At 74.0% G+C, this 25,878-nt stretch carries 24 protein-coding genes; 11 read left to right on the forward strand and 13 right to left on the reverse strand.

What is annotated here, in order from left to right; all coding sequences use genetic code 11:
* The first annotated feature begins 254 nt into the window (after nucleotides 1-254).
* The 3 genes from IE332_RS18660 (at nucleotide 255) to IE332_RS18670 (ending at nucleotide 5,308) form a co-directional block, all read left to right on the forward strand.
* On the forward strand, nucleotides 255-4,172 hold the full coding sequence (locus tag IE332_RS18660; RefSeq protein WP_189917615.1) for a non-ribosomal peptide synthetase family protein: 3,918 nt from the start codon (nucleotides 255-257) through the stop codon (nucleotides 4,170-4,172).
* Between the two features lie 106 nt (nucleotides 4,173-4,278).
* Entirely contained in the window at nucleotides 4,279-4,536 is a 258-nt protein-coding gene (locus tag IE332_RS18665; RefSeq protein ID WP_189917617.1) for a hypothetical protein, read from the forward strand.
* Between the two features lie 73 nt (nucleotides 4,537-4,609).
* Nucleotides 4,610-5,308, forward strand: coding sequence for a hypothetical protein (locus IE332_RS18670; RefSeq protein ID WP_189917619.1), 699 nt, complete (start codon nucleotides 4,610-4,612; stop codon nucleotides 5,306-5,308).
* A 4-nt stretch (nucleotides 5,309-5,312) separates the two neighbouring features.
* Here the strand turns inward: IE332_RS18670 and IE332_RS18675 are convergent, their stop codons facing one another.
* From IE332_RS18675 to asnB, 4 genes are all read right to left on the reverse strand, one after another.
* Complete coding sequence (locus IE332_RS18675) at nucleotides 5,313-5,726, reverse strand: hypothetical protein (protein ID WP_189917621.1); 414 nt, start codon at nucleotides 5,724-5,726, stop codon at nucleotides 5,313-5,315.
* 77 nt (nucleotides 5,727-5,803) lie between these two features.
* Nucleotides 5,804-7,228 carry a pyridoxal phosphate-dependent decarboxylase family protein gene (locus IE332_RS18680; RefSeq protein ID WP_189917623.1) on the reverse strand — a complete coding sequence of 475 codons (1,425 nt, stop codon included), beginning with the start codon at nucleotides 7,226-7,228 and terminating at the stop codon, nucleotides 5,804-5,806.
* 132 nt (nucleotides 7,229-7,360) lie between these two features.
* Nucleotides 7,361-8,485 carry a hypothetical protein gene (locus IE332_RS18685; RefSeq protein WP_189917625.1) on the reverse strand — a complete coding sequence of 375 codons (1,125 nt, stop codon included), beginning with the start codon at nucleotides 8,483-8,485 and terminating at the stop codon, nucleotides 7,361-7,363.
* 200 nt (nucleotides 8,486-8,685) lie between these two features.
* A complete protein-coding gene (gene asnB, locus IE332_RS18690) occupies nucleotides 8,686-10,542 on the reverse strand; it encodes an asparagine synthase (glutamine-hydrolyzing) (RefSeq protein ID WP_189917627.1) in 1,857 nt (618 codons plus the stop codon).
* Between the two features lie 238 nt (nucleotides 10,543-10,780).
* Between asnB and IE332_RS18695 the strand changes: the two genes are divergently transcribed.
* Both IE332_RS18695 and glmS read left to right on the forward strand, forming a co-directional pair.
* Nucleotides 10,781-11,056: a hypothetical protein gene (locus tag IE332_RS18695; protein ID WP_189917629.1), complete on the forward strand. Its 276-nt coding sequence runs from the start codon at nucleotides 10,781-10,783 to the stop codon at nucleotides 11,054-11,056.
* 134 nt (nucleotides 11,057-11,190) lie between these two features.
* Nucleotides 11,191-13,017: a glutamine--fructose-6-phosphate transaminase (isomerizing) gene (gene glmS / locus IE332_RS18700; RefSeq protein ID WP_189917631.1), complete on the forward strand. Its 1,827-nt coding sequence runs from the start codon at nucleotides 11,191-11,193 to the stop codon at nucleotides 13,015-13,017.
* Between the two features lie 72 nt (nucleotides 13,018-13,089).
* Here the strand turns inward: glmS and IE332_RS18705 are convergent, their stop codons facing one another.
* The 3 genes from IE332_RS18705 to IE332_RS18715 all read right to left on the reverse strand — a co-directional run bounded on the left by IE332_RS18705 (nucleotide 13,090) and on the right by IE332_RS18715 (nucleotide 15,593).
* Nucleotides 13,090-14,001 (reverse strand): glutaminase, encoded by a 912-nt coding sequence (locus IE332_RS18705; protein WP_189917929.1) that lies wholly within the window; start codon nucleotides 13,999-14,001, stop codon nucleotides 13,090-13,092.
* 204 nt (nucleotides 14,002-14,205) lie between these two features.
* Nucleotides 14,206-14,940 carry a DUF3152 domain-containing protein gene (locus tag IE332_RS18710; RefSeq protein WP_189917633.1) on the reverse strand — a complete coding sequence of 245 codons (735 nt, stop codon included), beginning with the start codon at nucleotides 14,938-14,940 and terminating at the stop codon, nucleotides 14,206-14,208.
* Nucleotides 14,937-15,593: a hemerythrin domain-containing protein gene (locus tag IE332_RS18715; RefSeq protein ID WP_189917641.1), complete on the reverse strand. Its 657-nt coding sequence runs from the start codon at nucleotides 15,591-15,593 to the stop codon at nucleotides 14,937-14,939. Before IE332_RS18715 ends, IE332_RS18710 begins: the two co-directional genes overlap by 4 nt.
* A 363-nt stretch (nucleotides 15,594-15,956) precedes the next feature.
* On the opposite strand from IE332_RS18715, the gene IE332_RS18720 reads away from it, so the two are divergent.
* On the forward strand, nucleotides 15,957-16,181 hold the full coding sequence (locus IE332_RS18720) for a heavy-metal-associated domain-containing protein (protein WP_189917644.1): 225 nt from the start codon (nucleotides 15,957-15,959) through the stop codon (nucleotides 16,179-16,181).
* Nucleotides 16,182-16,247: 66 nt separating this feature from the next.
* Here the strand turns inward: IE332_RS18720 and IE332_RS18725 are convergent, their stop codons facing one another.
* Entirely contained in the window at nucleotides 16,248-16,820 is a 573-nt protein-coding gene (locus IE332_RS18725; RefSeq protein WP_189917645.1) for a DinB family protein, read from the reverse strand.
* Between the two features lie 100 nt (nucleotides 16,821-16,920).
* On the opposite strand from IE332_RS18725, the gene IE332_RS18730 reads away from it, so the two are divergent.
* Nucleotides 16,921-17,916 carry a helix-turn-helix transcriptional regulator gene (locus IE332_RS18730; protein ID WP_189917647.1) on the forward strand — a complete coding sequence of 332 codons (996 nt, stop codon included), beginning with the start codon at nucleotides 16,921-16,923 and terminating at the stop codon, nucleotides 17,914-17,916.
* Between the two features lie 89 nt (nucleotides 17,917-18,005).
* On the opposite strand, the gene IE332_RS18735 is transcribed toward IE332_RS18730, so the two are convergent.
* On the reverse strand, nucleotides 18,006-19,340 hold the full coding sequence (locus IE332_RS18735) for an aminotransferase-like domain-containing protein (protein ID WP_189917649.1): 1,335 nt from the start codon (nucleotides 19,338-19,340) through the stop codon (nucleotides 18,006-18,008).
* A gap of 157 nt (nucleotides 19,341-19,497) precedes the next feature.
* Between IE332_RS18735 and IE332_RS18740 the strand changes: the two genes are divergently transcribed.
* Complete coding sequence (locus IE332_RS18740; protein ID WP_189917651.1) at nucleotides 19,498-20,274, forward strand: crotonase/enoyl-CoA hydratase family protein; 777 nt, start codon at nucleotides 19,498-19,500, stop codon at nucleotides 20,272-20,274.
* A gap of 78 nt (nucleotides 20,275-20,352) precedes the next feature.
* Here the strand turns inward: IE332_RS18740 and IE332_RS18745 are convergent, their stop codons facing one another.
* Entirely contained in the window at nucleotides 20,353-21,288 is a 936-nt protein-coding gene (locus IE332_RS18745; RefSeq protein WP_189917653.1) for a LysR family transcriptional regulator, read from the reverse strand.
* A 242-nt stretch (nucleotides 21,289-21,530) separates the two neighbouring features.
* Between IE332_RS18745 and IE332_RS18750 the strand changes: the two genes are divergently transcribed.
* The 3 genes from IE332_RS18750 (at nucleotide 21,531) to IE332_RS18755 (ending at nucleotide 23,025) form a co-directional block, all read left to right on the forward strand.
* Nucleotides 21,531-22,100, forward strand: a complete 570-nt coding sequence (locus IE332_RS18750) for an SRPBCC family protein (RefSeq protein WP_189917655.1) — start codon at nucleotides 21,531-21,533, stop codon at nucleotides 22,098-22,100.
* Between the two features lie 71 nt (nucleotides 22,101-22,171).
* Nucleotides 22,172-22,492 carry a hypothetical protein gene (locus IE332_RS41020; protein ID WP_229928705.1) on the forward strand — a complete coding sequence of 107 codons (321 nt, stop codon included), beginning with the start codon at nucleotides 22,172-22,174 and terminating at the stop codon, nucleotides 22,490-22,492.
* A complete protein-coding gene (locus IE332_RS18755; RefSeq protein WP_229928706.1) occupies nucleotides 22,408-23,025 on the forward strand; it encodes a response regulator transcription factor in 618 nt (205 codons plus the stop codon). Before IE332_RS41020 ends, IE332_RS18755 begins: the two co-directional genes overlap by 85 nt.
* Before the next feature lie 85 nt (nucleotides 23,026-23,110).
* Here IE332_RS18755 and IE332_RS18760 read toward each other — a convergent pair whose 3' ends face one another.
* From IE332_RS18760 to IE332_RS18770, 3 genes are all read right to left on the reverse strand, one after another.
* Nucleotides 23,111-23,602, reverse strand: a complete 492-nt coding sequence (locus IE332_RS18760; RefSeq protein WP_189917659.1) for an HPP family protein — start codon at nucleotides 23,600-23,602, stop codon at nucleotides 23,111-23,113.
* A gap of 311 nt (nucleotides 23,603-23,913) precedes the next feature.
* Nucleotides 23,914-25,317: an erythromycin esterase family protein gene (locus tag IE332_RS18765; RefSeq protein ID WP_189917661.1), complete on the reverse strand. Its 1,404-nt coding sequence runs from the start codon at nucleotides 25,315-25,317 to the stop codon at nucleotides 23,914-23,916.
* A gap of 230 nt (nucleotides 25,318-25,547) precedes the next feature.
* Nucleotides 25,548-25,847: a hypothetical protein gene (locus IE332_RS18770; protein ID WP_189917663.1), complete on the reverse strand. Its 300-nt coding sequence runs from the start codon at nucleotides 25,845-25,847 to the stop codon at nucleotides 25,548-25,550.
* Nucleotides 25,848-25,878 lie beyond the last annotated feature (31 nt).

Consider the following 25,878-nt stretch of genomic DNA (forward strand, 5'->3'; position numbering starts at 1 on the left):
CTGGGGCCACTCCGGTCCGACCCCGGGTCGGCGACCGCCCGGCCCCGCCCGGGACCGGCCGAGTCCGCGCCCGGGACAGCCGGGTCGGCGCCCGGGACGGCTGGGCCCCCGGTCCGGGACGGACGTGGCACAGGTCCAGACCGCTGCCTCAGGCGGGCGGGACAACGGGCGGCCGACGGTGGATCCCGTACCCGGCGCTCCTGGTGAGCAGGACGCCCGGGATCCCGATCCCCCGAGCACCGAAGGCCGTTCCCATGCGCAACACCCCGTCCGTCTCCGCCGCCACCGCCACCGCCGCCGTCCCGCACGCCCGCCGGGCGCCGGTCGGTACCTCGCTCACCGCGCTGCTCGACCGGCAGGTGCACACCCGGCCGGACGCCCCGGCCGTCGTCGGCGAGGGCTGCGGCCTCACCTTCCCCGAGCTGGCCGGGACCGCCCGCAGGCTGGCCGCCGAGCTGCGCCGGCTGGGTGCCGGCGCCGACACCTGCGTCGGGCTGTACGTCGAGCCGTCGGTGGAGCTGGTCGCCGGGGCCTGGGGCGTCCTGTACGCCGGGGCCGGCTACCTGCCGCTGTCGCCCGAGTACCCCGAGGACCGGCTCCGCTACATGATCGAGGACAGCGGCACCCGGATCGTGCTCACCCAGGAGCACCTGCGCGGGCGGCTGGCCGCGCTGGCCCCGGCCGGGACGACGATCGTCACCTTCGAGGAGGTCCCGGCGGGCGACACCACCGAGGACGCCGCTACGGAGGAGCACGCCCGGCCGGAGTCGCTGGCCTACGTCATCTACACCTCCGGCTCCACCGGCCGCCCCAAGGGCGTGATGATCGAGCACCGCGCGGTCGTCTCCCAGCTGCGCTGGATGCTCGACGCCGGGCACCTCGACGCCGGTGTCACCGTGCTGCAGAAGACCCCGATGAGCTTCGACGCCGCCCAGTGGGAGATCCTCGCCCCGGCCGTCGGCGCCCGGGTGGTGGCCGGCGCGCCCGGCCTCTACCGGGACCCGGAGGCGCTGGTGGCCACCGTACGGCGGCACGGCGTGACCGCGCTGCAGTGCGTGCCCACCCTGCTCCGGGCGCTGCTGGACACCGAGGGCTTCACCGACTGCACCAGCCTGGCCCGGCTGTTCTCCGGCGGCGAGGCGCTGTCCGTGCGGCTCGCCCGCCAGCTGGGCGAGGCGCTGCCCGGGGCGGCGCTGGTCAACCTGTACGGCCCGACCGAGTGCACCATCAACGCCACCGCGCACGTGGTCGACCCGGCCGAGCTGGGCGACGGCGCCGGCTCGGTGCCGATCGGCCGGCCGGTCGACGACACCCAGTGCTACGTCCTGGACGAGCGGCTGGTGCCGGTGGACGCCGGCGGCGTCGGCGAGCTGTACATCGGCGGCGTGCAGCTCGCCCGCGGCTACCTGCACCGGCCGGAGCTGACCGAGGAGCGGTTCGTCCCCTCCCCGTTCACGCCCGGCGAGCGGCTGTACCGCACCGGCGACCTCGCGCAGTGGAACACGGACGGCACCCTCCAGTTCGCCGGCCGGGTCGACAACCAGGTCAAGCTGCGCGGCTACCGGGTCGAGCTGGACGAGATAGCCCGCGCGATCGAGGAGCACACCTGGGTGCGCCGCTCGGCCGCGATCGTCACCGGCGACGAGCGCACCGGCCACCAGAACCTGGTCGCCTGCGTCGAGCTCAACCCGCGCGAGGCCGCCCTGATGGACCAGGGCAACCACGGCGGCCACCACCAGTCCAAGGCCAGCAAGCTGCAGGTCAAGGCGCAGCTCTCCGACCCGGGCGTCCGGGACCCGCTCCAGCTGGCCGGCCGCGAACGGGTCGAGCTGCCCGGGCGCCGCGAGAGCGCGGCCCAGCGCCGGGAGACCTTCGCCCGCAAGACCTACCGCTTCTACGACGGCGGGCAGGTCACCCGCGAGGACCTCACCGCGCTGCTCGCCCCGAAGCCGGCCGGCACCTTCGGCCGGGACCTGGAACTGCTGAGCTTCCCCGAACTCGGGCGCGTGCTGCGCTGGTTCGGCCAGTTCCACAGTGAGGAACGGCTGCTGCCCAAGTACGCCTACGCCTCGCCGGGCGCCCTGTACGCCACCCAGCTGTACCTGGAGACCGGCGGCCTGGACGGACTCGCGGCCGGGCTGTACTACTACCACCCGGTCGAGCACGGCCTGATCCGGATCGGGCCCGCCGAGCCCCGCGAGGCGGCGTACCTGACGCTGCACTTCTCCGGCAAGCACGGCGCCGTCGAGCCGGTCTACAAGAACAACATCCGCGAGGTGCTGGAGTTCGAGACCGGCCACATGCTGGGCGTCCTCGAGGAGGTGCTGCCCGAGTACGGGCTGGACGTGCGCCCGCTCGGCCTCGACCCCGCGGTCAAGGAGCGGCTGGACGTCGCCGAGGAGGACCACTACCTGGGCAGCTTCACGGTCGGCCGGGGCGGCGGCACGGCGCGCGCCGAGCGCACCGAGCTGTACCTGCAGGCCCACGAGGGCCGGGTGGACGGCCTGCCGGGCGGCCTCTACCGCTACGCCGACGGCGCGCTGGTGCCGGTCTCGGACGAGGTGGTGGAGTCCCGGCACGTGATCGCCATCAACCAGTCCGTCTACGCCAGGGCCTCGTTCGGCGTCACCGCCGTCAGTCGCGCCGAGGAGGAGTGGCTGGAGTACATCGTGCTCGGCACCAAGCTGCACCACCTGCAGCGCAACGGCCTCGGCCTGGGCTTCATGTCCTCCGGCTACAGCTCCAGGTCCGGGCACCCGCTGCCCGCCGCGCGCCGGATCGACCAGGTCCTCGCCGACCGCGGCATCGCCGGCGGCGCGTCGTACTTCTTCGTCGGCGGCAAGGTCAGCGAGGAGCAGATCCGCAGCGAGGGCATGCACGAGGACACCGTCCACATGAAGGGACCGGCCGAGATCATCAAGGACGAACTGGCCAACCTGCTGCCCGACTACATGCTGCCCAACCGGGTGCTGGTGGTGGACGCCCTGCCGCTCACCGCGAACGGCAAGGTCGACCTCAAGGCCCTCGCCGCCTCCGACGCCGTCCGCACGGCCGAGGTCCGCAGCGAGTACGTCGCGCCGGGCACCGAGGACGAGCGGTGGCTGGCCGAGGCCTGGGGGCAGGCGCTGACGTACGAGGACGTCTCGGTGGCGGACGAGTTCTTCGCCGTCGGCGGCAACTCGCTGATCGCCGTCGCCCTCGTCCACCGGATCAACCGCGAGTTCGGCATTGCTCTGCCGCTGCAGGTGCTCTTCGAGTGCCCGATCCTCCGTGACCTGGCCGCGCGGATCGGGCGGGCCCGCGCCGCGGAGGGCAGGGGCGGCGGGGCCGAGGCCCCCGGCTCGCGGCTGATCCCGCTGCACCCGGGCGACTCCGGCCGGCCGGTGTTCTGCTGGCCCGGGCTGGGCGGCTACCCGATGAACCTGCGCCTGCTCGGCCGGGAGGCGAGCGCCGGCCGCGCCTTCTACGGCGTCCAGGCACACGGCATCAACGAGGGAGAGACGCCGTACCCGACCATCCGGGAGACGGCCGCCGCCGACGTCGCCGAACTGCGCCGGGTGCAGCCCGAGGGCCCGTACACGCTGTGGGGCTTCTCCTTCGGCGCCCGGGTCGCCTTCGAGGCCGCCTGGCAGCTGGAGCGGGCCGGCCAGCGGGTGGAGAACCTGCTGCTGATCTGCCCCGGCAACCCGGAGGTGCGCCAGGACGAGGGACGGCAGTGGGGCCGCGAGGCCTCGTACGCCAACCCCGCGTACGTGACCATCCTGTTCGGGGTGTTCACCGGCCGGATCAGCGGCCCCGAGCTGGAGCGCTGCCTGGCCGAGACGGCGGACGAGTCCACCTTCGTCGCCTCGGTGCGCCGGACCCTGCCGGAGCTGGACGAGGAGCTGATCCGCCGGATCACCGGAATCGTCGGCGAGACCTACGAGTTCGAGTACAGCTTCCGCGAGCTCGCCGAGCGGCGGCTGGACGCCCCGGTGACCCTCTTCAAGGCCGCCGGCGACGACTACTCCTTCATCGAGGGCAGCACCGGCTACTCCGCCGCCCCGCCCACCGTGGTCGACCTGGCCGGCGACCACTACGGGGTGCTGAAGGAGCACGGCGTGGCCGAACTCGTCGCCGCGATCCGGGCGCTGGAGCGGACGGACGACGAGGAGGCCTCCCGGGGGCGCTGACGCGGACACGCTCACGGATGGCCCAGGATCCGTGAGCGGGGGAGCCCCTTCGGATAGGGATGGCTCGGCTTTCCGCCGATTCCGTCCCGATCCGAAGGGGTTCCCCATGTCCGTGAAGAAGCCGGTGCAGAAGTCCGTACGGGCCGCCGCGTGTTGCGCGCTGCTCCTCGTCGCCCCGCTCGCCCTCGCCCAGCCCGCCGCCGCGATCGCCTCCTCCACCGTCACCTCCGACTCCGGCAGCAACGGCCCCAAGACCCCGGAGGAGGCCGCCGCCTGCAAGTCCGTCACCAGCGCCCTGCTCGGCGGCTTCGGCTCGATGCTCGGCAACGCCGTCTGCGTGGTGAAGCCCGCCGACCAGGGCTGAGCGGCGCACGACCCGTCAGCGCACGGACACCCCCGTCGGGGAGGGTCCGTGCGCTGACGTAGTATCCGGCGCCATGACGAACGAGGACACGGCCGTCGCCGAGCCCGAGGAGGCCGGCGGCCTGCGGGCGATCTGGGCGAACACCCTGGTGCCGGTGGCACCGCTGCCCTGGTACCGCAGGGTGCCCCTGAAGCTCGCGGCCGCGGGTGTGGTCGTCGTCGGCCTGGCGACGGCGCTGACCGTGGCGGCCGTGACCGGGGCGGGCGCCCCGACCCGGCACCGGATCGTGCTGGGGGACGAGCTCGGCCACCAGGTGCGGATGCCCGAGGACGGGGACCTCCGGGCGACGCACGCCGACTACCAGAGCCGGATGACGGCCTTGCGGCCGTACCGGGAGCTGACGGTGGCCGGCTACGGCACCGCCGGGACGAGCACGATCACCCTGACCGTGGTCGGGCTGACCGGGACCTATTCCGACCCCTTGCGGGAACTGGACATCTACTTCGACCGGCTGGCGTGGCGCGAGCAGACCGGCGGGAGCGGCTTCGGCGCGACCCTGTCGACGCGGCTGAACTTCCCGTCCGGCCCGCTCGGCGGCCTGCTCGACTGCGCGGAACTCGTCCGCCCGACCGCCTCCGAGACCACCTGCGCCTGGGCCGACGGCAGCACCGTCGGGATCGTGGTCGACCGGACCGGGAGCCTGGGGCCGGCGGACCTGGCCGCCCGCACGCTGGAGGTCCGCGCGGCGGTCGAGGTCGAGGCGAAGGGCTGAGCCGTCAGGCGATCCGGGTCGGGGGGGCTTCGACGGTGTGGCCGGTGGTGGCGAGGACGGCGGCGAGGTCGGCCGGGGTGACGGAGCGGGGGGTGCGGAGGAAGAGCTCCTCGGGGTGGAGCGAGAGCAGGGTGATCCGGTGGTCGGCGAGGGCCGCCGGGGTGTGCGACAGCGGCGTGGTGCGGACCCGCCAGAGCGTCGTCGGCGGCGGGGCGTGCGGGGACCACCAGGTGTGGAACAGCGCGGTGGCGATCAGGGCGAGCGCGGAGCTGACCAGGACGACGGGGCCGTCCGGGCCCTCCACGACGAGCTTGGCGATGAGGTCGGCGGCGGTGACGGAGAGGAAGACGGCGGCGAGCTCGACGGTGTCGCGGCGCCAGCGGTGGGCGCGGGGGAGGGAAGGCTTCGAGTGCTCCATGGCCTCCACCGTGCCCCACCGGTGTTTCCCGACCACGAACCGGCCGTGACCTGACGGTTACGGTCCGCTCGGGGCTGTTACGGGCGGAGATCGCGGGCCGCGGCCTTCACCTCGGTGAGGAGCAGGCGGAGGTCGTCCTCGGTCGTGGCGGCGTTGAGGAGGCAGGCGCGGAGCATCTCGTCGCCGCCGAGGCGGGCGCCGGTGACGAAGACCCGGCCGCGCCGCTGGACGGCCGCCGGGAGGTCGCGGTTGAGGGCGTCGCGGGTGGCGGCGTCCAGGCCGGGGGCGCGGTGACGGAACGCCACGATGGACGTCTGGACCTCGGCGAGCAGCTCCAACTCCTCGTCCGTCTCCACGAGTTCGCCGAGCCGGCGGGCCAGCGCGGTGCACCGGGCGATGTCCTCGGCGAGGCCGGTGCGGCCCCGGTGGGCGATGGTGGCCCAGACCTTGAGGGCGCGGAACGGGCGGGTCTGCTCGGTGCCGTACTCGGAGAACCAGCCGAGCGCGCCGGCCGACTCGTCCCGCAGGTAGGAGGGGACGAGGCTGAAGGTGTCGCGCAGCTCCTCGGTGTCACGGACCAGGGCGCAGCCGCAGTCGACCGGGACGCCGAGCCACTTGTGCGGGTCGAGGGCGAGCGAGTCGGCGCGCTCCAGGCCGGCGTAGCGGTGGGCGATGGCGGGGTCGAGCCGGCCGAAGGCGCCGTACGCGCCGTCCACGTGCAGCCAGAGGCGCTGCTCCGCGCAGAGGTCGGCGATCGGGTCGAAGGCGTCGACCGCGCCGGTGCCGACGGTGCCGGCCGAGGCGACGACCAGGAAGGGCAGCAGGCCGGCCGCGCGGTCGCGTTCGACGGCCGCCCGCAGGTCGACGGTGTCCAGGCGGCCGTCGGGGCCGGTCGCGACGGTGCGCAGGTGCCGGCTGCCGAGGCCGAGGAGCTCGGCGGCCTTGCGGACGCAGGAGTGGGTCTCGCCGGTGACGTAGCCGACCAGCGGGGGCAGGCCGGCCAGGCCCTCCTCGCGGACGTTCCGGCCGGCCAGGCGGGCGGCGCGGTTGCGGGCGGCGGTGAGGCAGACGATGGTCGCCATCGAGGTGCCGGAGGTGAGCAGCCCGCCGCCGGCCGGATGCGGGAAGCCGGCCAGCTCGGCGATCCAGCGCACGACCGCGCGTTCCAGGTGGACGTCGGCGTGGTCGCCGCCGGCCGAGCTGGGGTTCATGGCGGAGGCGGCGAGGGTGGCGAGGACGCCGGCCGGGGCGGGGGCGGCGTTGACCCAGCCGAAGAAGCGCGGGTTGCCGTTGCCCATGGGGTACGGGAGGACGTCCCGGCCCATGGCGTCGATCAGCTCGGCGAGCGGGCGGCCGTCGGCGGGCAGCGGGGCGTCGAGCAGGGCGCGGCGGGCGGTCTCGTCCATGGGCTGCCAGACCGGGCGGCCGGGCAGTTCGGCGAGGTAGTCGGAGACCAGCTCGGCGGTGGCGCGGGCGGCGGCGCGGAAGTCGTCGGTGGCCATGCGGGGACACTCCAGGGGGCCGGGGAGGGCAGGAGCGGCGTCCTCGGCGCATCCTGATCAGGCGATGGTCGGGTGATCCTACGCAAAGAGCCCGCGCCGTGCGGCGCGGGCCCTGTCGGTGAGACGGAGGGGTCAGTCCAGCGAGCCGGACAGGCCGCTCGCGGAGCGGCAGTAGCCCTGCATCTCCTTGTTGGTGATCTTGGCGCAGAGCCGGCCGGCCGCGCCGCCGTCGGTGTAGTTGACCGTGTAGTAGCTGACCAGGCCCTCCGCACAGGCCTTGCGCTGCCAGCCGTCGGCGGCGGTGGCGCACTGCTGGGCGGCCCAGTCCTCGCGGTCCAGGTTGTACTTCATGGTCCGCGAGCCGACGCCCCGGCTGCAGTCCACCGACCCGCCGCTGGCCTTGCCGTTGAGGCACCACTTCAGGGCGTCGGCGTAGACCTCGGGGTGGTTCGGGTAGTCGTGCGAGGAGAGGTAGAAGGTCGGGGCGTAGAAGAAGCAGGCGGACTGGAACAGGGACGGCTGGTCCTTGCACGGGTAGAGCGGGTCCTGGGCGATCTTGTCGGCGGGCAGGTTGGCCTTGGCCTGCTCGTCCTCCTCGTCCGGGCCGAAGAGCTGCATGAACAGGCCCTCGGAGCAGCGGATCCGGTTCTGGTCGGTGGTGAACTTGTTGCACAGGTCGCGCGCCTTGGCGACGTCCTGCTTGGCGACGAACATGGTGCCGTGGCCGACGCCGTGGATGCAGGGGCCGCTGTTCTTGGGGGCGCAGAGCTTGAGCAGGTCCACCTCGGGCTGGGTGGAGGCGTTGAGCATCTCCTCGACCGCGCCGTGCAGGTAGCCGGCCGCGCAGGTCTCGTGCGGGAAGGAGATGACCTTCTGGAAGTCGGCGTTGAAGCGCTTGACCGCCGCGTGGCCGAGCTCGTGCGCGATCGGGTGGCAGAAGCGCACGGTGTACGGCTTCTCCTTGGTGATCTTGTCGAGGTCGGCGAGGGCGACGCCCGGGTCGGTGGCGTCCATCTCGGCCATCATCTTGTTGCGCAGCGTCGAGCGGGTCCACACCGCCGGGTCACCGGTCGGGGTGGCGTTCGCGGGGCCCGCCGAGGCCGGCTGGGCTCCGGCGGCGGGCGCCCCGGGGGCCGGGGCCTCGGCGGCCCGGGTCGCGGTGGCCGCCGCGGGCGACCAGTCGGTGACGGCCACCGACCCGAGGCCCAGGACGCCCAGGAGCAGGGCGGTGAGAATCGCGAAGACTCGCGGCTGCATGACGGGATCCCCCGGCGGATCGAGGTGAACGGTTCGCTCCCATCCTGACGGCACGGCGGCGGGAATCCATGATTTCGCCCGCCATTCGGGAGGTGTCGGCGACGCTACCGCACGGTGCGACGCCCGGGCGCGCCGGGATGGTTCCCGACGTTCACCCGGACGGCCCACAGGCGTCGTGTCCGGCGAGGTCTTCGGTGAGGTCAGAGCTCCAGGGTGACCTGGTACTCCGTCAGCCAGGCGTCCAGGTCGAGCGCGAGGTCGACGCCCAGCCGGACGGACTGCGGATCGGTGTCCGGGGCGAGCGCGTCGGAGAGGCGCCGCCGGTCGAGCAGGTCCAGCGCCGGGGAGTCCGCGGCGTCGACGAGCCGGGCGAGCTCGGCGCGCAGCTGCGCCGGGTAGCGCGGGTCGGTGGTCACCGGGTACGGGCTCTTCGGCCGGTCGGCGATCTCCGGGGGCAGCAGGTCCCGGACGGCGGCGCGCAGCAGGCTCTTCTCCCGTCCGTCGAAGCTCTTCATCGCCCACGGCGTGTTGAACACGTACTGGACCAGCCGGTGGTCGCAGAACGGCACCCGTACCTCCAGTCCGTTGGCCATGCTCATCCGGTCCTTGCGGTCGAGCAGGATGCGGACGAAGCGGGTCAGGTTGAGGTAGGAGATCTCGCGCATCCGCCGCTCCAGTGGGTCGGCCGCGTCCAGGTGCGGGACCTCGGCGATCGCCTCGCGGTAGCGGGCCCGCCGGTAGTCCGCGAGGTCGAGCTTGCGCAGCAGTTCGGCGTCGAGCAGCTGTTCGCGCGGGCCGGAGCCGGCGCCGGCGATGCGGGTGAGGTCGGCGGCCCAGGGGAAGTCCTCGGTGGCGACCAGCTCCGGGTCGTGGAACCAGCGGTAGCCGCCGAAGAGCTCGTCCGCGGACTCGCCGGACAGCGCGACGGTGGAGTGGCGGCGCACCCCGCGGAAGAGCAGCAGCAGCGAGACGTCCATGTCGCCGACGCCGCCCGGCAGGTCGCGGGCGCGCACGGCGGCGGTGCGCCGGGAGCGGTCGGTGAGCTCGGCGGCGTCCAGCTCGATCACGCTGTGGTCGGCGCCGACGTGCCGGGCCAGCAGCCGGGCGAACGGGCTGTCCGGGGTCTCCCGGACCTCGCTGGCGCGGAACTCGCCCGGGCCGGTGAAGTCGACGGAGAAGGAGCGCAGCGGGCCGGCCCCGGCGGCGCGCAGTGTCCGGGCGGCGAGGGCGGTGACGGCGCTGGAGTCCAGGCCGCCGGAGAGCAGCGAGCAGAGCGGGACGTCGGCGTCGAGGTGGCGGTGCACGATGTCGTCCAGCAGGGCCCGGACGGTGGCGACGGTGTTCGCCAGGCCGTCGGGGTGCTCGCGCGCCTCCAGCGCCCAGTAGCGGCGGAGCGTGACGCTCCCGCGGCGCACCCGGACGACGTGCCCGGGCGGGACCTCGCGGATGCCCCGGTACGGCGTCAGGCCGGGGGTGCGGGTGTGGCCGAGCAGTTCGCGCAGCCCGTCCAGGTCGACCACCGGGCGGACGGCGGGGTGGGCGAGCACGGCCTTGGGCTCGGAGCCGAAGACCACGCCGTCCGCGGTGGGGTGGTAGTGCAGCGGTTTCACGCCCATCCGGTCGCGGACCAGCAGCAGCTCCTCGCTCCGGGCGTCCCAGACGGCCAGGGCGAACATGCCGTTGAGCCGCTCGGCCAGGCCCTCGCCCCACTCCAGGTAGGCGTGCAGCACGACCTCGGTGTCGCTGCGGGTGCGGAAGCGGTGCCCGGCCGCCGCCAGCTCGGCGCGCAGCTCGCGGTGGTTGTAGACCTCGCCGCTGTAGGTGAGCACGACCGGCGGCCGGCCGTCCGGCCCGAACGTCATCGGCTGGGTGCCGCCCTCGACGTCGATCACCGCGAGGCGGCGGTGGCCGATCGCGGCGTGCGGCTGGAGGAGGACGCCGCCGGCGTCCGGGCCGCGGCAGAGCTGGGTGGCCGTCATCGCGTCGAGGACCTCCCGGCCCTCCGGTCCGGCGGTGAGGTCGCGGTCGAAGGCGACCCATCCGGTGATCCCGCACATCAGCAAGCCTCCGGTCTTCCGCTACGTGTTCAAGGGCTCACGCTACGTGTGGAGTCGGTGGCGCTTCAAGGGTTCGGGGGAAGACGAACGGATGGGGGGTGGGGTGGTCGGCGCGGGTGGGTGGGGGGTGGTCGGCGGGGGTGGGTGCGGGGTGCTGCTGAGCCGAAAGGTGTCATGCCTGCCCGATTTCGGGCAGGAACTTTGGTTTCGGCGGCGTTGCGGCCTAGTGTCTTCACTCGTGCCGAGCTCACCCCACCCTCACGAAGACCTCCTCGCCCACCTGACCCGGACCAGCCCGCTCGGGCCCCGGGAGGCGGCGCGGGTCGTGGCGGAGGTGCTGGCGTACTTCTCCGAGAGCACCGAGGACTACGTGCGCCGCCGCCACACCGAGCTGCAGGCACGCGGACTGACCAACGAACGGATCTTCGCCCGGCTCGCCGAGGAGCTCCCGCAGCGCCGCGTCGCGGCGCCGGAGCTCTCGGCCCGCCAGCTGCGGCGGATCGTCTACGGCTGAGCGGCCGTCGCCGACGCCCGGCCCCGGACGTCGCGCCCGGGGCGTCGCGCCAACGGTGCCACGCCTGGGCGGCACGCCCACGTCACTTCGAAACTTCGAACGACTACGAACGACTACGAACGAGGAGTCCACCCATGTGCGGGATCGTGGCCTACATCGGCCCCAAGGACGCCACCCCCTTCCTGCTGGAGGGCCTGGCCCGGCTGGAGTACCGCGGGTACGACTCGGCGGGCGTCGCCGTCACCGGCCGCAGCGGCGGCGTCAAGCTGCGCAAGGTGAAGGGCCGGGTCGCCGACCTCGCCGCCGCCGTGCCGGCCCGATTCAAGGGCACCACCGGCATCGGCCACACCCGCTGGGCCACCCACGGCGTCCCCAGCGACGCCAACGCGCACCCGCACCTGGACAACGCCGAGCGGATCGCCGTCGTCCACAACGGCATCATCGAGAACGCCGACGAGCTGCGCGCCAAGCTGACCGCCGACGGCGCCGTCTTCCGCTCCGAGACCGACACCGAGGTGCTCGCCCACCTGATCGCCGCGCACCTCACCGAGGGCGGCGAGCTGGAGGACGCGGTGCGCGCCGCCCTCCACCGGGTGGTCGGCACCTACGGCATCGCGGTCCTCGACGGCGAGCAGCCGGACCGGATCGTGGTCGCCCGCAACGGCAGCCCGATCGTGCTCGGCATCGGCGAGAAGGAGATGTTCGCCGCCTCCGACGTCTCCGCGCTGGTCCGCTACACCCGCCAGGTCGTCCACCTGGAGGACGGCGAGCTGGCCACCGTCCGGGCCGACGGCTTCCGCACCTTCACCGCGGACGCCCGCACCACCCACCGTCAGCCGTCCACCGTGGACTGGGAGATCGACTCCTTCGACACCGCCGGCTACGAGCACTACCTGCTCAAGGAGATCCACGAGCAGCCCGGTTCGGTCGAGCGCACGCTGAGCGGCCGGCTCGACGAGCGCTTCGCCACCGCGCACCTCGGCGGCCTCAACCTGGACGCCCGGGAGCTGCGCGAGATCCGCCGGGTCAAGATCCTCGGCTGCGGATCCGCCTACTACGCGGGCGAGATGGGCGCGCAGCTGATCGAGGAGCTGTCCCGGATCCCCGCGCACAGCGAGCCGGCCTCGGAGTTCCGCTACCGCAACCCGGTGATCGAGGCGGACACCCTGTACGTCGCGGTCAGCCAGTCCGGCGAGACCTACGACACGCTGGCCGCCGTCCAGGAGATCAAGCGCAAGGGCGGCCGGGTGCTCGGCGTCGTCAACACCGTGGGCAGCGCGATCGCCCGCGAGTGCGACGGCGGCATCTACCTGCACGCCGGCCCGGAGGTCTCGGTCGCCTCCACCAAGGCGTTCACCTCCACCGTGGTCGCCTTCGCGCTGCTCGCCCTGCACTTCGGCCGCATCCACGACCTCTCGCCCGCCGACGGGCGCCGGATCGTCTCGGCCCTCCAGGCGCTGCCGGACCAGATCCGCGAGGTGCTGGAGCAGAGCGACGCGATCGCCGAACTCGCCGCCGAGTACGCCGAGTCGGCGGGCATGATGTTCATCGGCCGGGTGCGCGGCTACCCGGTGGCCCGGGAGGGCGCGCAGAAGCTCAAGGAGATCTCCTACGTGCACGCCGAGGCCTACCCGGCGAGCGAGCTCAAGCACGGCCCGCTGGCGCTGATCAGCCCCGAACTGCCCACCGTGGCCCTCGTCCCGGACGACGAGCTGCTGGACAAGAACCTCACCACGCTCGGCGAGATCAAGGCCCGGTCGGGCCGGGTCATCGCGGTCGCCCACCGCCGCCCGGAGGAGAAGCTCGCGGACCACTGCATCCTGGTCCCCAAGAGCGAGCCCGAGCTGGACCCGCTGCTGCTCAACATCCCGCTGCAGCTGCTCGCCTACCACGCCGCCGTCGCCCTCGGCCGTGACGTGGACAAGCCGCGCAACCTGGCGAAGAGCGTGACGGTCGAGTAGCCGTCGCCCTTGTTCCCCGGGCCCCGGTCGCTGTGCGGACGACCGGGGCCCGGCGCTGTTTCCGCCCTCGTCCTAGAAGACGGAGCAGCCGGAGAGGGTGGTGAGGGTGTCCAGCGCCGTGACCGCGGCGACGGAGTTGCCGGCCTGGTCGAGGCGCGGGCCCCAGGCGCAGACGGCGGCGCGGCCGGGCAGTATGGCGAGGATGCCGCCGCCCACGCCGCTCTTGCCGGGCAGGCCCACGCGGAACGCGAACTCGCCGGCCGCGTCGTAGGTGCCGCAGGTCAGCAGGACGGCGTTGATGCGCTTGGCCTCGCTGCGGGACATCAGGCGGGTGCCGTCGGCGCGCACGCCGTAGCGGGCGAGGAAGGAGCCGGCCAGGACGAGGTCGCGGCAGCTCGTGGTGAGGGCGCAGTGGGCGTAGTAGTGCTCCAGGACGGTCTCGACCGGGTTCTCCAGGTTGCCGTGGCTGGCGATGAAGTGGGCCAGGGCGGCGTTGCGGTGGCCGTGCTCGGCCTCGGAGGCGGCGACCACCGGGTCGGTGTCCAGCCCGGCGTTCCCGGACTCGCGGCGCAGGAACTCCCGGACCGTGCCGGAGGCGTCGCCGGTCATGGTCTGCAGGCGGTCGGTCACCACGAGGGCGCCCGCGTTGATGAACGGGTTGCGCGGGATGCCGTGCTCGGTCTCCAGCTGCACCAGCGAGTTGAACGGGTTGCCGGACGGCTCACGGCCGACGCCCCGCCAGAGGCTGTCGCCGCCGTAGGCGACCGCGAGGGCCAGCGAGAACAGCTTGGACACGCTCTGGACGGAGAACGGCCGCTCCCAGTCCCCGACGCCGTACAGCTCCCCGTCGACGGTGGCCACGGCCATGCCGAAGGCCTCGGGGTCGGCGGTGGCGAGCGCCGGGATGTAGTCGGCGACCCTGCCCCGGCCCCTGGTGGCCCGGGCGGCCGCCTCGGCGGCCTCCAGCAGCACCGGCCAGTCCAGGTGCTCCCCGCCGTTCTGCCCGCCGGGCACACTGTTCAACGTTCTTCCTCCACCGGCACCGAGTGCGGACACGACCGGGACCGGGCGCTCGCCGGTGCGGGCGGCGTCCGGTCCGACCAGGATTATCCGTGTTTCGGGAGGAGGGGTTGGTACGGGGGGTGCGGCAGGGCGCGTCAGGGTGGTTCGGGGGGGCGTCAGGCGGGTTCAGGGGGCGTTGGTGGGGGCCTGGACGGGCGGGCCGGTGAGCAGGGTGCCGGTGTCGGAGTACGGCCGGCCGTTGGGGACGCAGCCGTGCAGGCCCTTGATCTGCTGCATCATCACCGGCGCCGGGGCGCCCGGCCCGGGGCAGTCGACGTGGCCGTTGCCGAGGATGTGGCCGACCTCGTGGTTGACCGCCAGCGCGTGGTAGGTCTCCGGCTGGCCCTGGTAGAACTCGGACAGCTCGGTCCAGCGCTTGAGGTTGATCACCACCTGGTGGGTCACGCCGCAGTTCACCCAGCCGCCGGTGTCCAGCCCGTACTGGCCGCAGATCCGGTCGGTGGAGCGGGGGGTGGCCAGGTAGACGGTGAAGTCCACCGGGTCGGCGGGGACCCGCTGGAAGGACGCCGTGCCGCCGGCGGCCCAGCCGCGCCGCACGTCGCCGAGGACCGCGTCCACCTCGGCCGCGAACTGCTCCGGGCTCTCCGCGATCCCGTTCTCCACCCGGACCTTGTACCGGTACAGGTGCTCGCCGGTGCCGAAGCGGGCGGAGCCGCCGGGCGCGGTGGTGAACGCGAGCGGGGCCGGGCCGTCGTCGTGCCACGGCTGCCACCACAGCAGGCCGGCGGTCAGGGCCGCGGCCACCGCGGCGGCCACCGCCGCGGCGAGCGCGCCCTGCCGGCGGCTGCGGGGCCGGAGCCGGGACCGGGACCGGGAGCGGAGCCGGGCGAGGGCGCTCACCGGACGCCCCCGGCCGGGAGGTGGCCGTACACCGCGCGCATCCGGCGGTGGTGGGCGGGCAGCGTGCGCCGGAAGGCGAGGTAGCTCTGGAGCCGGCCGCCGGTGGCGCGCAGGTGCGCGAGCTGCTCCGGACTGCCGTACGACAGCAGGAGGCCCTCGACCCGGGACCGCAGGGACGGCGGGATCCGCCACCTCCTGGTCTCCTCGAACCGCTCCCAGGCGGACATCGGCAGGAAGGCGCGGATCCCCTCCAGGCAGAGCCCCTCCTTCACCGTCAGGTACGCCGCCACGGCTTCGCCCGCCTCCCGCAGGCGGTCGGCGAGCCGGTCCGGCGGGCCCGCCGAGGCGACCCGGACCCGGGCCAGCGGGACGGCCAGCGAGGCGCGCTCGGCGGCCAGCGCGCCCAGCTCGGGGCGCAGACACGGTGCGGCCCCGGACAGTGCGGGCCACAGCACGTCCTCCTCGGCCTCGTGCAGCAGGCGCAGGACGTCCAGCACCAGCGCGAGGTGATCGGTGATCCCGGCCCGCAGCGCCTCCGCGCCCGGGGCGCGGCAGGCCTCGGCGAGGCGGGCGAACTCGCCGCGCAGCGCCGCGTGCGACAGCAGGAGGGCGGTGGTGTCCGGCCGGGCGTGTATCGGGGCCAGTGTGGACATGGCGGTACGGCTCCAGTACGGGGATCGGCGGTCGGGCGGCCGATCGGCGACCGGGGACCAGTGAGGCCCGGTCGGGCGACGGGGTTGTACCTGGAGGAACGCGAACGGGTGGGGTGTTGGTTCACGGCGGTGTCGCCCGGGCGCGTCGCGGGGCCCCTGTCGGACGCGGGGCCCGGCCGGTTCCCGGAACCGCTCGATGGTGTCACCCGTGCGGCGTGTCCCTGGGGCCGGGCCCCGGATTGGGGTGTCGTGGTGCGGGTCGATCCGTTTCACGGTTGCCGTCGGGGTGCTTGTTGAGGTGCCTGTCGGGGTGCCGTTGGAACGTGACCGGAATGCCATCGGAATGCCATGGGAGGCACCGTCATGTCCATCACCGCCGTCACCACCGTCCTCGCCGTCGACGGGATGAGCTGCGGCCACTGCGAGCGGACGGTCGCCGCCGCCCTGTCCGCGCTGCCGGGCGTCAGCGAGGTCGTCGCCGACGCGCCGAGCGGGCGGGTCACCGTGGCGTCCGAGCGGCCCCTGGACGAGGACGCCGCCCGCGGCGCCGTCGACGGGGCCGGGTTCACGCTGGTCGGGCGGGGCTGAGGCCCGGGGGCGGGGCGGGGCGGGTCCGTCGGTGGTCGTCGGCGGACCCGCCCCCGCCCGTCCGGCTCAGCCCATCGTCTTCGCGCCGTCCAGGGCCTCGCGGATGATGTCGGCGTGGCCCGCGTGCTGGGAGGTCTCGGCGATCACGTGCAGCAGCACCCGGCGGGCCGACCAGCGGGCGTCCGCCTGGAACCAGGGGGCCTTCGGCAGCGGGTGCGCGACGTCCAGGTCGGGGAGGGTGACCACCAGCTCGTCGGTGCGGCGCGCCACCTCCTCGTACGCGGCCAGGACGCCGGCCAGCGTCTCCCCGGGCAGCATCCGGTACTCGTCGGCGCGGCGGGCGAGGTCGGCCTCGGTCCAGTTGCTGAAGTCGGGCATCGCGGACGGGCCCTCCAGGATGAAGTCCGCCCAGAGCCGCTCCATCGAGGTCACGTGCTTGATCAGACCGCCCACGCACAGCTCGCTCGTCGTGGTCCGCAGGCCGGCCTGCTCGTCGGTGAGGTCACGGGCGGTGAAGCGCAGGAAGTAGCGGTGCTTGGCCAGCGCCTCCAGGAAGTCCGCGCGCTCCCCGGTGATGTGCGTCGGCACGGCGTCGGAGGTGGCGGTGACGACGCTGCTCGCGGCGTTGGTGGTGGTCATGATTCAGGCCTTCCGTTCGGTTCCTGCTCCCTCGGACAAGAACAACGCTACGGGCCATAGCGGTCACTTCCTGTCCTGAATGCGCGGCAGAATCGGAGGCATGGCGAACACCAGCTCCAGAACGCTGCGACTGCTCTCCCTGCTCCAGACCCACCGGTACTGGCCCGGCGAGGAACTGGCCGACCGGCTCGGCGTCTCCGTCCGCACCCTGCGCCGCGACATCGACCGGCTGCGCGAACTCGGCTACCCCGTCGAGGCGCAGCGCGGCGTCGAGGGCGGCTACCAGCTGGCGGCGGGCGCGGCACTGCCGCCGCTGGTCATCGACGACGAGGAGGCGGTGGCGCTCGCGGTCGGCCTGCAGGCGGCGGCGGAGAGCCCGGTGGAGGGCGTGGGCGAGGCCTCGGTGCGGGTGCTGGCGAAGGTGGTCCAGGTGATGCCGGCCCGGCTGCGCCGCCGGGTGGAGGCACTGCGGGCGGTCACCGTCCCGGTGGACTGGGGTACCCGGGCGGGTGCGGGCGTCGACCCGGACGTCCTCACCGTGGTCGCCCTCTCCTGCCGGGACGGCGAACGGCTGCGGTTCGCGTACACCGCCGCCGACGGGCGCGGCACCGAACGGCACGTCGAACCGCACCGGCTGGTCAGCCTCAACCGCCGCTGGTACCTCGTCGCCTACGACCTCGACCGCGCCGACTGGCGCAGCTTCCGCCTCGACCGGCTGACCGCCCCGCAGGGCAGCGGCGCCCGCTTCGCGCCGCGCACCCTCCCGGCCGCCGACGCGGCGGAGTTCGTCCGGGCCGGGCTGAACCACGTGCCCCGGCCGCACCGGGTGGAGGCGCTGGTCGCCGCGCCCGCCGACGTCGTCCACGCCCGGGTCGGCCGCTGGGGCACGGTCGAGCCCGCCGGCCCCGGCCGCTGCCGGCTCGTCATGACCGCCGACTCCCTCGACTGGCCCGCGATGGCCCTGGGCTCCCTGGGCGCGGAGTTCGAGGTGGTCGAGCCGCCCGAGCTGCGCATGCTGCTGGCGGACTGGAGCTCCCGCTTCGCGCGGGCCGTCGGGGAGGGCGGGGAGGGGGCGGCTGTGGGGCGGCTGGAGTAGGAAGTCGGGCAGGTCGACTTTTGGTGCGGCGTCGGGGGCCTTTCGGGAGAAATATGCAGACCGGTCTACTGATTCGATGGGGGCGGGCGCTACGGGGCGATGGCGTCCAGGGTGGCGCGTAGGTGGGTGAGGGCGGCGGGGAGGTCGGCTAGTGGGGGTGTGGCGAGGGCGAGGCGGATGGCGTTGGGGTGGTGCGGGGTGGTGGCGAACGCGTCGGCGGTGGAGATCAGGATGCCCTCGGTGGCGAGCGCGGCGGCCACGTGGTCGGGGCGCTGGTGGGGTTCGAGGGTGAGCCAGACGATGTACGAGGCGGGGTGGGCGGTGGTGGCCAGTCCGGCGAGGGCGGTGCGGGCGAGGGTCTGGCGGGCGGCGGCGTCGGTGCGGCGCTCGTGCTCCAGGCGGGCGACCGTGCCGTCGGCGAGCCAGCCGGTGGCGAGCGCGGTGATCAGGCCCGGCGTGCCCCAGGCCGCCGTGCGCAGCTGGGTGGTCGCGGCCCGCAGCAGCCGGTCGGGCAGGACGGCGAAGCCGAACCGCAGCCCCGGCGCCACGTTCTTCGACAGGCCGGCCACGTAACAGGTGTGCTCGGGGGCGAGGGCGTGCAGGGGCTGGGGTGGCGCGGTCTCCAGGAAGGCGTAGGTGCCGTCCTCGATCAGCGTGCAGCCGTGGGTGGTGGCGAGGGCGGCCAGGCGCTCGCGCCGTGCCTGGTCGAGCACCCAGCCGAGCGGGTTGTGGACGGTCGGCATGGTGTACACCGCGCGTACCGGGCGGGCGTGGCAGAGCCGGTCGAGCGCGTCGAGGTCCGGGCCCGCGGGCGTGACCGGGACGGGCGCCAGGTCGAGCCCGTGCGCGGCGGCGAGCAGCTTGATGCCGGGGTAGCTGAGCGCGTCGACCGCCAGGACGTCCCCGGGGTGGGTGAGGGTGCGCAGCACGCAGTCCAGCGCCTGCTGGGCGCCGTTGGTCAGCAGGACGTTCTCCGGCGCGGTGTCGATCCCGCGGTCCAGCAGGTAGGTGGCGACGGTCGCCCGGTCGTGCCGGTGGCCGCCCGGCGGGTGCTGGTGCAGCAGGGACTCGGCGTCGCCGGAGGCGGCGAGGGTGCGCAGGGCCTGCCGCAGCAGGTCGCCCTGGCCGGGGGTGAGCGGCTGGTTGAAGGAGAGGTCCGCTACCCGGGGCACCGGGAGCGTGCGGGAGGGTTCGAGGCCGTCGTAGCCGGCCCGCTGCCGGACGAAGGTGCCCCGGCCCTGCTCGCCCACCACCAGTCCGGCGGCGGCCAGTTCGGCGTAGACCCGGGTGGCGGTGGCGAGGGCGACCCGCCGCTCGCGGGCGAGGGAGCGGTGGGTCGGCAGCCGGGTGCCGGCCGGGAGCGCGCCGGAGCGGATCGCCGCCGCGTACTCGTCGACGATGGCCTTGTAGGAGGGCGGTCGCACGGGTCACCTGCCGTTCCGGGGTGTCGTGGGTGCCGGGAGTGTATCCAGGACAATAAGTGGATTGTCCTGGCCGGGTGTTCCTAACCTCGGAGGTGTCCGGCGGAAGGCCGGGGCAAGGCAGGGTCCGGAACAGAGGCCGGGAACGGAGCGCGCGTCCATGACCATCCGCAGCGAGCGGGACCAGCACGTCGTCACCCTCACCATCGACCGGGAGGCGAAGCTCAACGCCCTCGACTACCCGACGATCGACGCGCTGCTCGCCGAGCTGGACCGGATCGACGCCGACGACACCGTCCGCGCCGTGATCCTGACCGGCGCCGGGCAGCGGGCGTTCAGCGCGGGCGCCGACATCCCGTCCCTGGCCGCCAGCGTCGCCGGCGGGCCCGAGCGGGCGCTGCGCGAGTTCGTCCGGCGCGGCCACACGCTCACCCGGCGGATCGAGGAGTTCCCCAAGCCGGTCATCGTCGCGGTCAACGGCTTGGCGTACGGCGGTGGTTGCGAGGTGACGGAGGCGGCGCCGCTGGCCGTCGCCGCCGAGCACGCCACCTTCGCCAAGCCGGAGATCTCGCTCGGCTTCCCGCCGCCCTTCGGCGGATCGCAGCGGCTGCCGCGCCACGTGGGCCGAAAGCGCGGACTGGAACTGATCCTCACCGGCGACCCGGTCCCGGCCGCCCGGGCGGCCGAGCTCGGCCTGGTCAACTCGGTCGTCCCGGCGGCTGAACTGCTGGACGCGGCCCGGGATCTGGCCGACCGCATCATCCGGCACGCCCCCACCGCGGTGGCCGCGTGCCTGCGCGCCGTCACCCGGGGCATCAACCTCCCGATCGACGAGGGGCTCGCGGTGGAGGCCGCGGCCTTCGCCGCGACCGTGCCCACCGAGGGCGTCCGGGACGGGCTGCGGCGCTTCCTGGACCGTACGGCCGACGCCCGCTGAGGCGGCCGCCGGTCCTGCGTCGTCCCTGTTGGTGAACGAGGCTGATCGGAAGGGAAGTTGGCGGATCGATCGGGGGGATCAGGGCCCGTCCGGTCGATCCGACGGTTGATTCGACGGGAGGGTGACCTCGGCGCCGCAGTGGGCGGCGACCGTGTCGGCGAAGGCGCGGGCGAGCGGGCCGAGGCTGTCCCAGTCCCGGACGGCCCAGCCGGCGGTGAGGGCGGGCAGGTCGGGGAACGGGAGCAGCCGCAGCGCGGGGTGGCCCGGGCCGCGCCACTGCGGCAGGACGGGCACGATGGCGTGGCCGAGCCCGAGTTCGGCCAGCAGGATCGCGGTGTCCCAGTCCGCGACGCTGGTGTCGAAGACCGGTCGGATGCCCGACTTCCCCAGCCAGGCGTCGAGTTGGGAGCGGGCCACGGAGTTCGGCGGCAGCCCGATCAGCCGGGCGTCCTGCAGGTCGGCGGGCTCGATGCGGGCCCGGGCGGCGAGCGGGTCGCCCGCCGCGACGGCCAGCACCCACGGCAGGTCGACGACCGGCCGCTGCTCGATGCCGCGGACCGGGGAGCCGAGGGTGATCCAGGCGAGGTCCGCCCGGCCGGCGGTGAGCGACTCCAGACAGCTGCGGCTGGAGACCTCGGTCTGGAACTCCAGGCTGACCTGCGGGAAGCGCCGTCGGAAGGCCACCACGGCCTCGGACATGAAGTGCCGGACGCTGGTGGCACCGGTGGTGATCCGCACGGATCCGCCCTCGCCGCGCGCGAGTTCGGCGATCCGGTGCAGCGCGTGGTCGATGCCGCCGAGCCCGGTGGCGACGGCCGCCTGGAGCAGTCTGCCCGCCACGGTGGGCACGACCCCGCGCGGATGCCGCTCGATCAGCGAGAGCCCGAGCTCCCGCTCCAGCCGCTTGACGTGCTGGCTGACCGCGGACTGGGTGCAGTGGAGGTCGCGGGCGACGGCGCTGAGCGAGCCGGCCCGGCAGACCGCGGCGAACACGCGGAGGTCTTCGATGGTCACGGTGGCCCAAGATATCGCGGACACCCAAGGAATCACTTGGACCTGCCCCAGCAAACCGGCGGATTGACTTGGGGGTTCGCCGGGCTCGATCATCGATTCCGGGCCCAGGGCGGCAACCCGCCCGCTGTCCTCGCGGCGTTCCGGACGCCGAGGCGGGGGCACGGGCGGGTGTCGACCCACGACTGATCCGCTGATCCGCAAGGATCCGCGACACGAACGACGTACACCACCGTGGGGGGAACGTGACGCGCTACGCCGACGGACCGGGGACGGTCTGTGAGATCTACGTCCAGGCGCCGGTCGAACGGGTGTGGGAGCTGGTGACCGACATCGCCCTGCCCGCCCGGCTCAGCCCGGAGCTCCACCGCGTCGCCTGGCTGGACGGCGCCGACGGCCCCGCGCCGGGCGCCCGCTTCGAGGGTCACAACAGCCGCCCGGGCATGCCCGACTGGCGGACGGTCTCCGAGGTCATCGAGCTGACCGGCGAGGCCGGGACGGCGGCCGAGGCCGGCCCGGCCGGCCCTCGCGCCTTCGCCTGGGCGGTGATGGACGCGGACGGCCGCTACGGCGAGCCGGTCGCCGAGGTGGCCGGCTCGCTGGCCCGGTGGCGCTTCGAGCTCGCCCCCGAGGACGGCGGCACCCGGCTGCGCCAGTCGGTGGAGATCGGCCCGGGCCGCAGCGGCATGAGCTCCTACATCGACGCCAAGCCGGAGGCCGAGGAGAAGATCGTCGAGTTCCGGCTCGGCGAACTGCGCACGGGCATGACGGCCACCCTCGAAGGCGTCAAGTCGCTGGCGGAGCAGGCAGGGTAGGCAGGGCAGACAAGGAAGGCAGGGCAGGCGGAGTAGCGCGACGCGCCGGGCTTCGCGGAAGGAGCGGCGCGGTGGCGCGCGTGACGTGGGCGGGCTCGGAGGTCCGCTGGGTGAGGCGGCTCGGTCGGCTGCTCGCCGTGGTGCGCGAGGTGGACGGTCGACTGATCCTGCGGATCGACGACTGGTCCACGGTGGTGGACGAGTGGACCGCCGTCCACCACCGCACCGGGCCGCTGCGCCACCGCATCGTGGTCCGGCAGCCCGGCCGGTTCCCGGTCGAGTTCCGCTACCGGCTGCGGTGGACTCGGTGCTCCTGCGGGAGGGGCTGGTCTCCCTGCTGGAACGGTTCGGGCACACCGTGGCCGCCGCCGTCGGCGACGCGCCGTCGCTGATCGAGGCCGTCCGGGTCCACCGGCCGGACGCCGTGATCGTCGACGTCCGGATGCCCCCGGACAACACCGACGACGGCCTGCGCGCGGCCCGCCGGCTGCGCGCCGAGGACCCGCGCCTGCCCGTCCTGGTGCTCAGCCAGTACGTCTCGCAGGGGTACACCTCGGAGCTGGTCGCCTCCAGCGATCAGGGCGCGGGCACGGGGTACCTGCTCAAGGACCGGATCGGCGAGGTGCAGGACTTCGTCTCCGCCCTCGCCAGCGTCGTCGCGGGCGGCACGGTCGTCGACCCGGAGGTGGTCCGCCAGCTGCTGACCCGCCGTCACGACCCGCTCCAGCGGCTGAGCCCCAAGGAACTCGAGGTCCTGGGACTGATCGCCGAGGGCCGCTCCAACGCCGCCATCGCCCGGCGGCTGGTGGTCACGGAGGCCACGGTGTCCAAGCGGATCGCGAGCATCTTCACCAAGCTCGACCTGCCCCAGGCGCCGGACGACCACCGGCGGGTGCTGGCGGTGCTCACGTACCTGGGGTCCTGAGGGCCCGGGGCTCGGCGGCCGCCGGGGTTCACCGGGAACAGCCGGGGACAGCCGGGGAGCGGTTGCCAGGGCGGTTCGTCGGCGGTCACCAGGACAGCGGGTAGCGGACCGGGTGGCCGCCGATCCGGCCGGGGAGCAGGCCGATGAGGACCAGGAGGGTGGTGGCCAGCACGAGCAGGGGGAGGAACGGCACCGGATGCGGCGCCTGCAGGACCACGATGACGGCGGTGGCCGCCGCCGGGGAGTGCGAGAGGTGGGTGAGCATCATCGCGCCCAGTGAGAGCCCGGCGGCGATGGCCGCTCCCCAGGCGGTGCTGCCGGTGACGGCGAGGGTGGCGAAGCCGATCAGGGCCGACATCAGCTGACCGCCGACCAGGTTGCGCGGCTGGGAGATCGGCAGGCCGGGCGCCCCGTGCACCAGGGCCGCGCTGGCGGCCAACGGGGGGATCAGCAACGGTTGGTGGAGCACGACGCCGACCGCGGCCAGCAGGAGCAGGGCGCCGATGGCGAAGACGGTGGCCCGCAGGACGTGCAGCGGGTGCGGCCTGGGCGTGGCGGCGGACGGTGGCGTGGGCATGCGCGAGTGCTCCGGATGGGGGACGGGGACTCGGAGATGATAAACAGACTGTTGAGTGAAAGGTAGGACGTTTTGCCTCCCGGGCACATTCGTCCCCACCCGAGGAACGAGAGCGAGCCGGATCGACGGCACCCGGGCGGTGCGGGCCCATGTGGACGTGGCGCCCGCGTACGGGCCGGCCGGGGTCACCGGGCTCGCCGAGGTGCGCGAGCGGCTGGCCGGGGTGCTGGACGTCCAGCTGGTGGCCTTCCCGCAGCACGGGGTGAGCGGCACCTTTGGCCCGGGCGGGCCCGGCCGGCCGTTCGCGCAGCTCAGAGGCGGTGGGCGGCGGTCGTCCGGTGGAGGTGGACGAGGGCGTCGTAGGCCCCGCCGATCGCCAGGGTGGGCAGGGGGTCCCGCTCGAACACCGTCCCGGCGTCGTACGTCGGGCGGGCGGTGTCCAGCCAGGCGCGGGTGGCCGGCGGGACCGAGCGCAGGTCGAGGTAGTAGTCGCGGTGCCGGACCCGGTCCAGGGTGTGCTCGGCCATGCCCGGGGCGGCCGGCGGAACGGTGACCGTCTTCCAGTCGGGGGCGAGCGGGGCGTCCTTGGTGAGGAAGGATCCCTGGCCGAAGGTGACGCCGATGGCGCGGTAGCCCGCGCCGAGGGCGTCGCGCAGGTAGGAGCCCTGGGTCCTGGGGTACAGCTCGGGGTGGGCGGTCCGGTAGCCGACGTGGCCGTTGTGCGCCGAGAGCAGTACCTTGCCGCCGGTGCGGCGCTGCCACCAGAGGGTGTTGTCGGTCATCGCCCGGTCGCGGAGGTTCTGCTTCTCGGCGACGTCGGCCGGGTCGTCGAGGTTGATGCCGGTGAACTCGAAGGTCTGGGCGATGGACCGGGCGTGCTGCAGGGCCCACTCGTACGCCTCGCCTCCCTCGCCCCCGGCCTCGGTGGCCAGGGCCAGGGACTGCCGCGCCAGTTCGGCCCTGCGGCGGCGCTCGGCGAGCGGTGTGGTGGTCAGGTACGCGATGGCGTCCTCGAACGGGCGCAGTTCGGCGTACAGCCGTTCCAGGCGCGGCAGCGAAGTGGGGGCGGCTGCGCGTACGTAGGAAGTCACCCGGTCGAAGAGCTGGTCGCCGATCCCGGGGATGTTCACGTCGTCGCCGACGAAGTGGACCGGACGCTGCGGGTGTTCGCGGTTGTAGCCGCGCATCCAGGCGATGAGGTCGGCGAACTCCTCTCGGTGCCACGGGGATTGGGCGAACACCTGGTCGGCGATCCGCCGGGCGTCACCCCCGGTGCGGCCCTGGACGTAGTCGTCGATCCGCAGGCCCGCCGACCAACTGGTCTCCAGCGCGAAGGCGGTGAAGCCCTCCTCCTCGACGAGGTAGCGCAGGACCCGGTGCTTCATGGTGAAGAACTCATGGGTGCCGTGGGTGGCCTCGCCGAGCCCGACCACCGTGGCGTCGCCGATCATCGCGCCCAGGGCCCGCAGGTCGGTGTTCCGGCCGCCGGGGTCGGTGGACCGCAGAGGACGGGCGAGGGTGTTCAATTCGCTGATGACGGAGGCTGTCTGACGATCCGTCACAGCGTCGGCAGCAGGCTCCGATCGGTCGGCCGGCGGTGCTGCCGCGGTTGTCGCCGCTGCTTCGGTGGCCGGGGCCAGCAGGGCGGTGGTGGCGACGGCCGCCGTGGCGGCCAGCAGGGACCGTCGGCCGACGGGCGTGCTGCGTACGGTCATTCTCGACTGCTCCTCGACTCGGTGACATCGGCGGGCGGCGGCGGGCGCCGGCGGGAAATCGTTCGCCGGCGAACGCCGTAGACGAATCGTCGATCACCGAGGGGCTGTTGCGCGCTGAGGGCACCCGCCGGGTCGGGCCGGGGGATAACCCCCGGGACGGCCCGGCCGGTCGTGGCGTCAGGGCGGCCGGGATCAGCCGGGATCAGGTTGGAGGGGTCAGGTTGGAGGGGTCAGGTCGAGTGGACGAACTGCTGGTAGCAGGCGACGTCGTACTGGGACGGCGCGCCCGCGTTGCTGTAGGCCTGGCCGCCCTTGCCGCCGTTCGGTTGGCTGCCGAAGCCCGGCTCGTCGAAGGGGGAGCCGGGGGAGGAAGCCGTGTGGCCCGGGGCGTGTCCGCCGGCCGCCAGGAAGTCCTGGCAGGTCTGGTTCGGTGGCCCCGGCTGGTTCGGGGTGGGGTTCGCGAACGCCGCGGACGCGCCACCCAGGCAGAGGAGTCCGGCGAGCAGCCCGGTGGCTGCGGTGCGGAGCATCGTGTCTCCTCGGTCGGGCACGTACGCGGGA

The organism is Kitasatospora xanthocidica (assembly GCF_014656195.1).
GTDB lineage: Bacteria > Actinomycetota > Actinomycetes > Streptomycetales > Streptomycetaceae > Kitasatospora > Kitasatospora xanthocidica.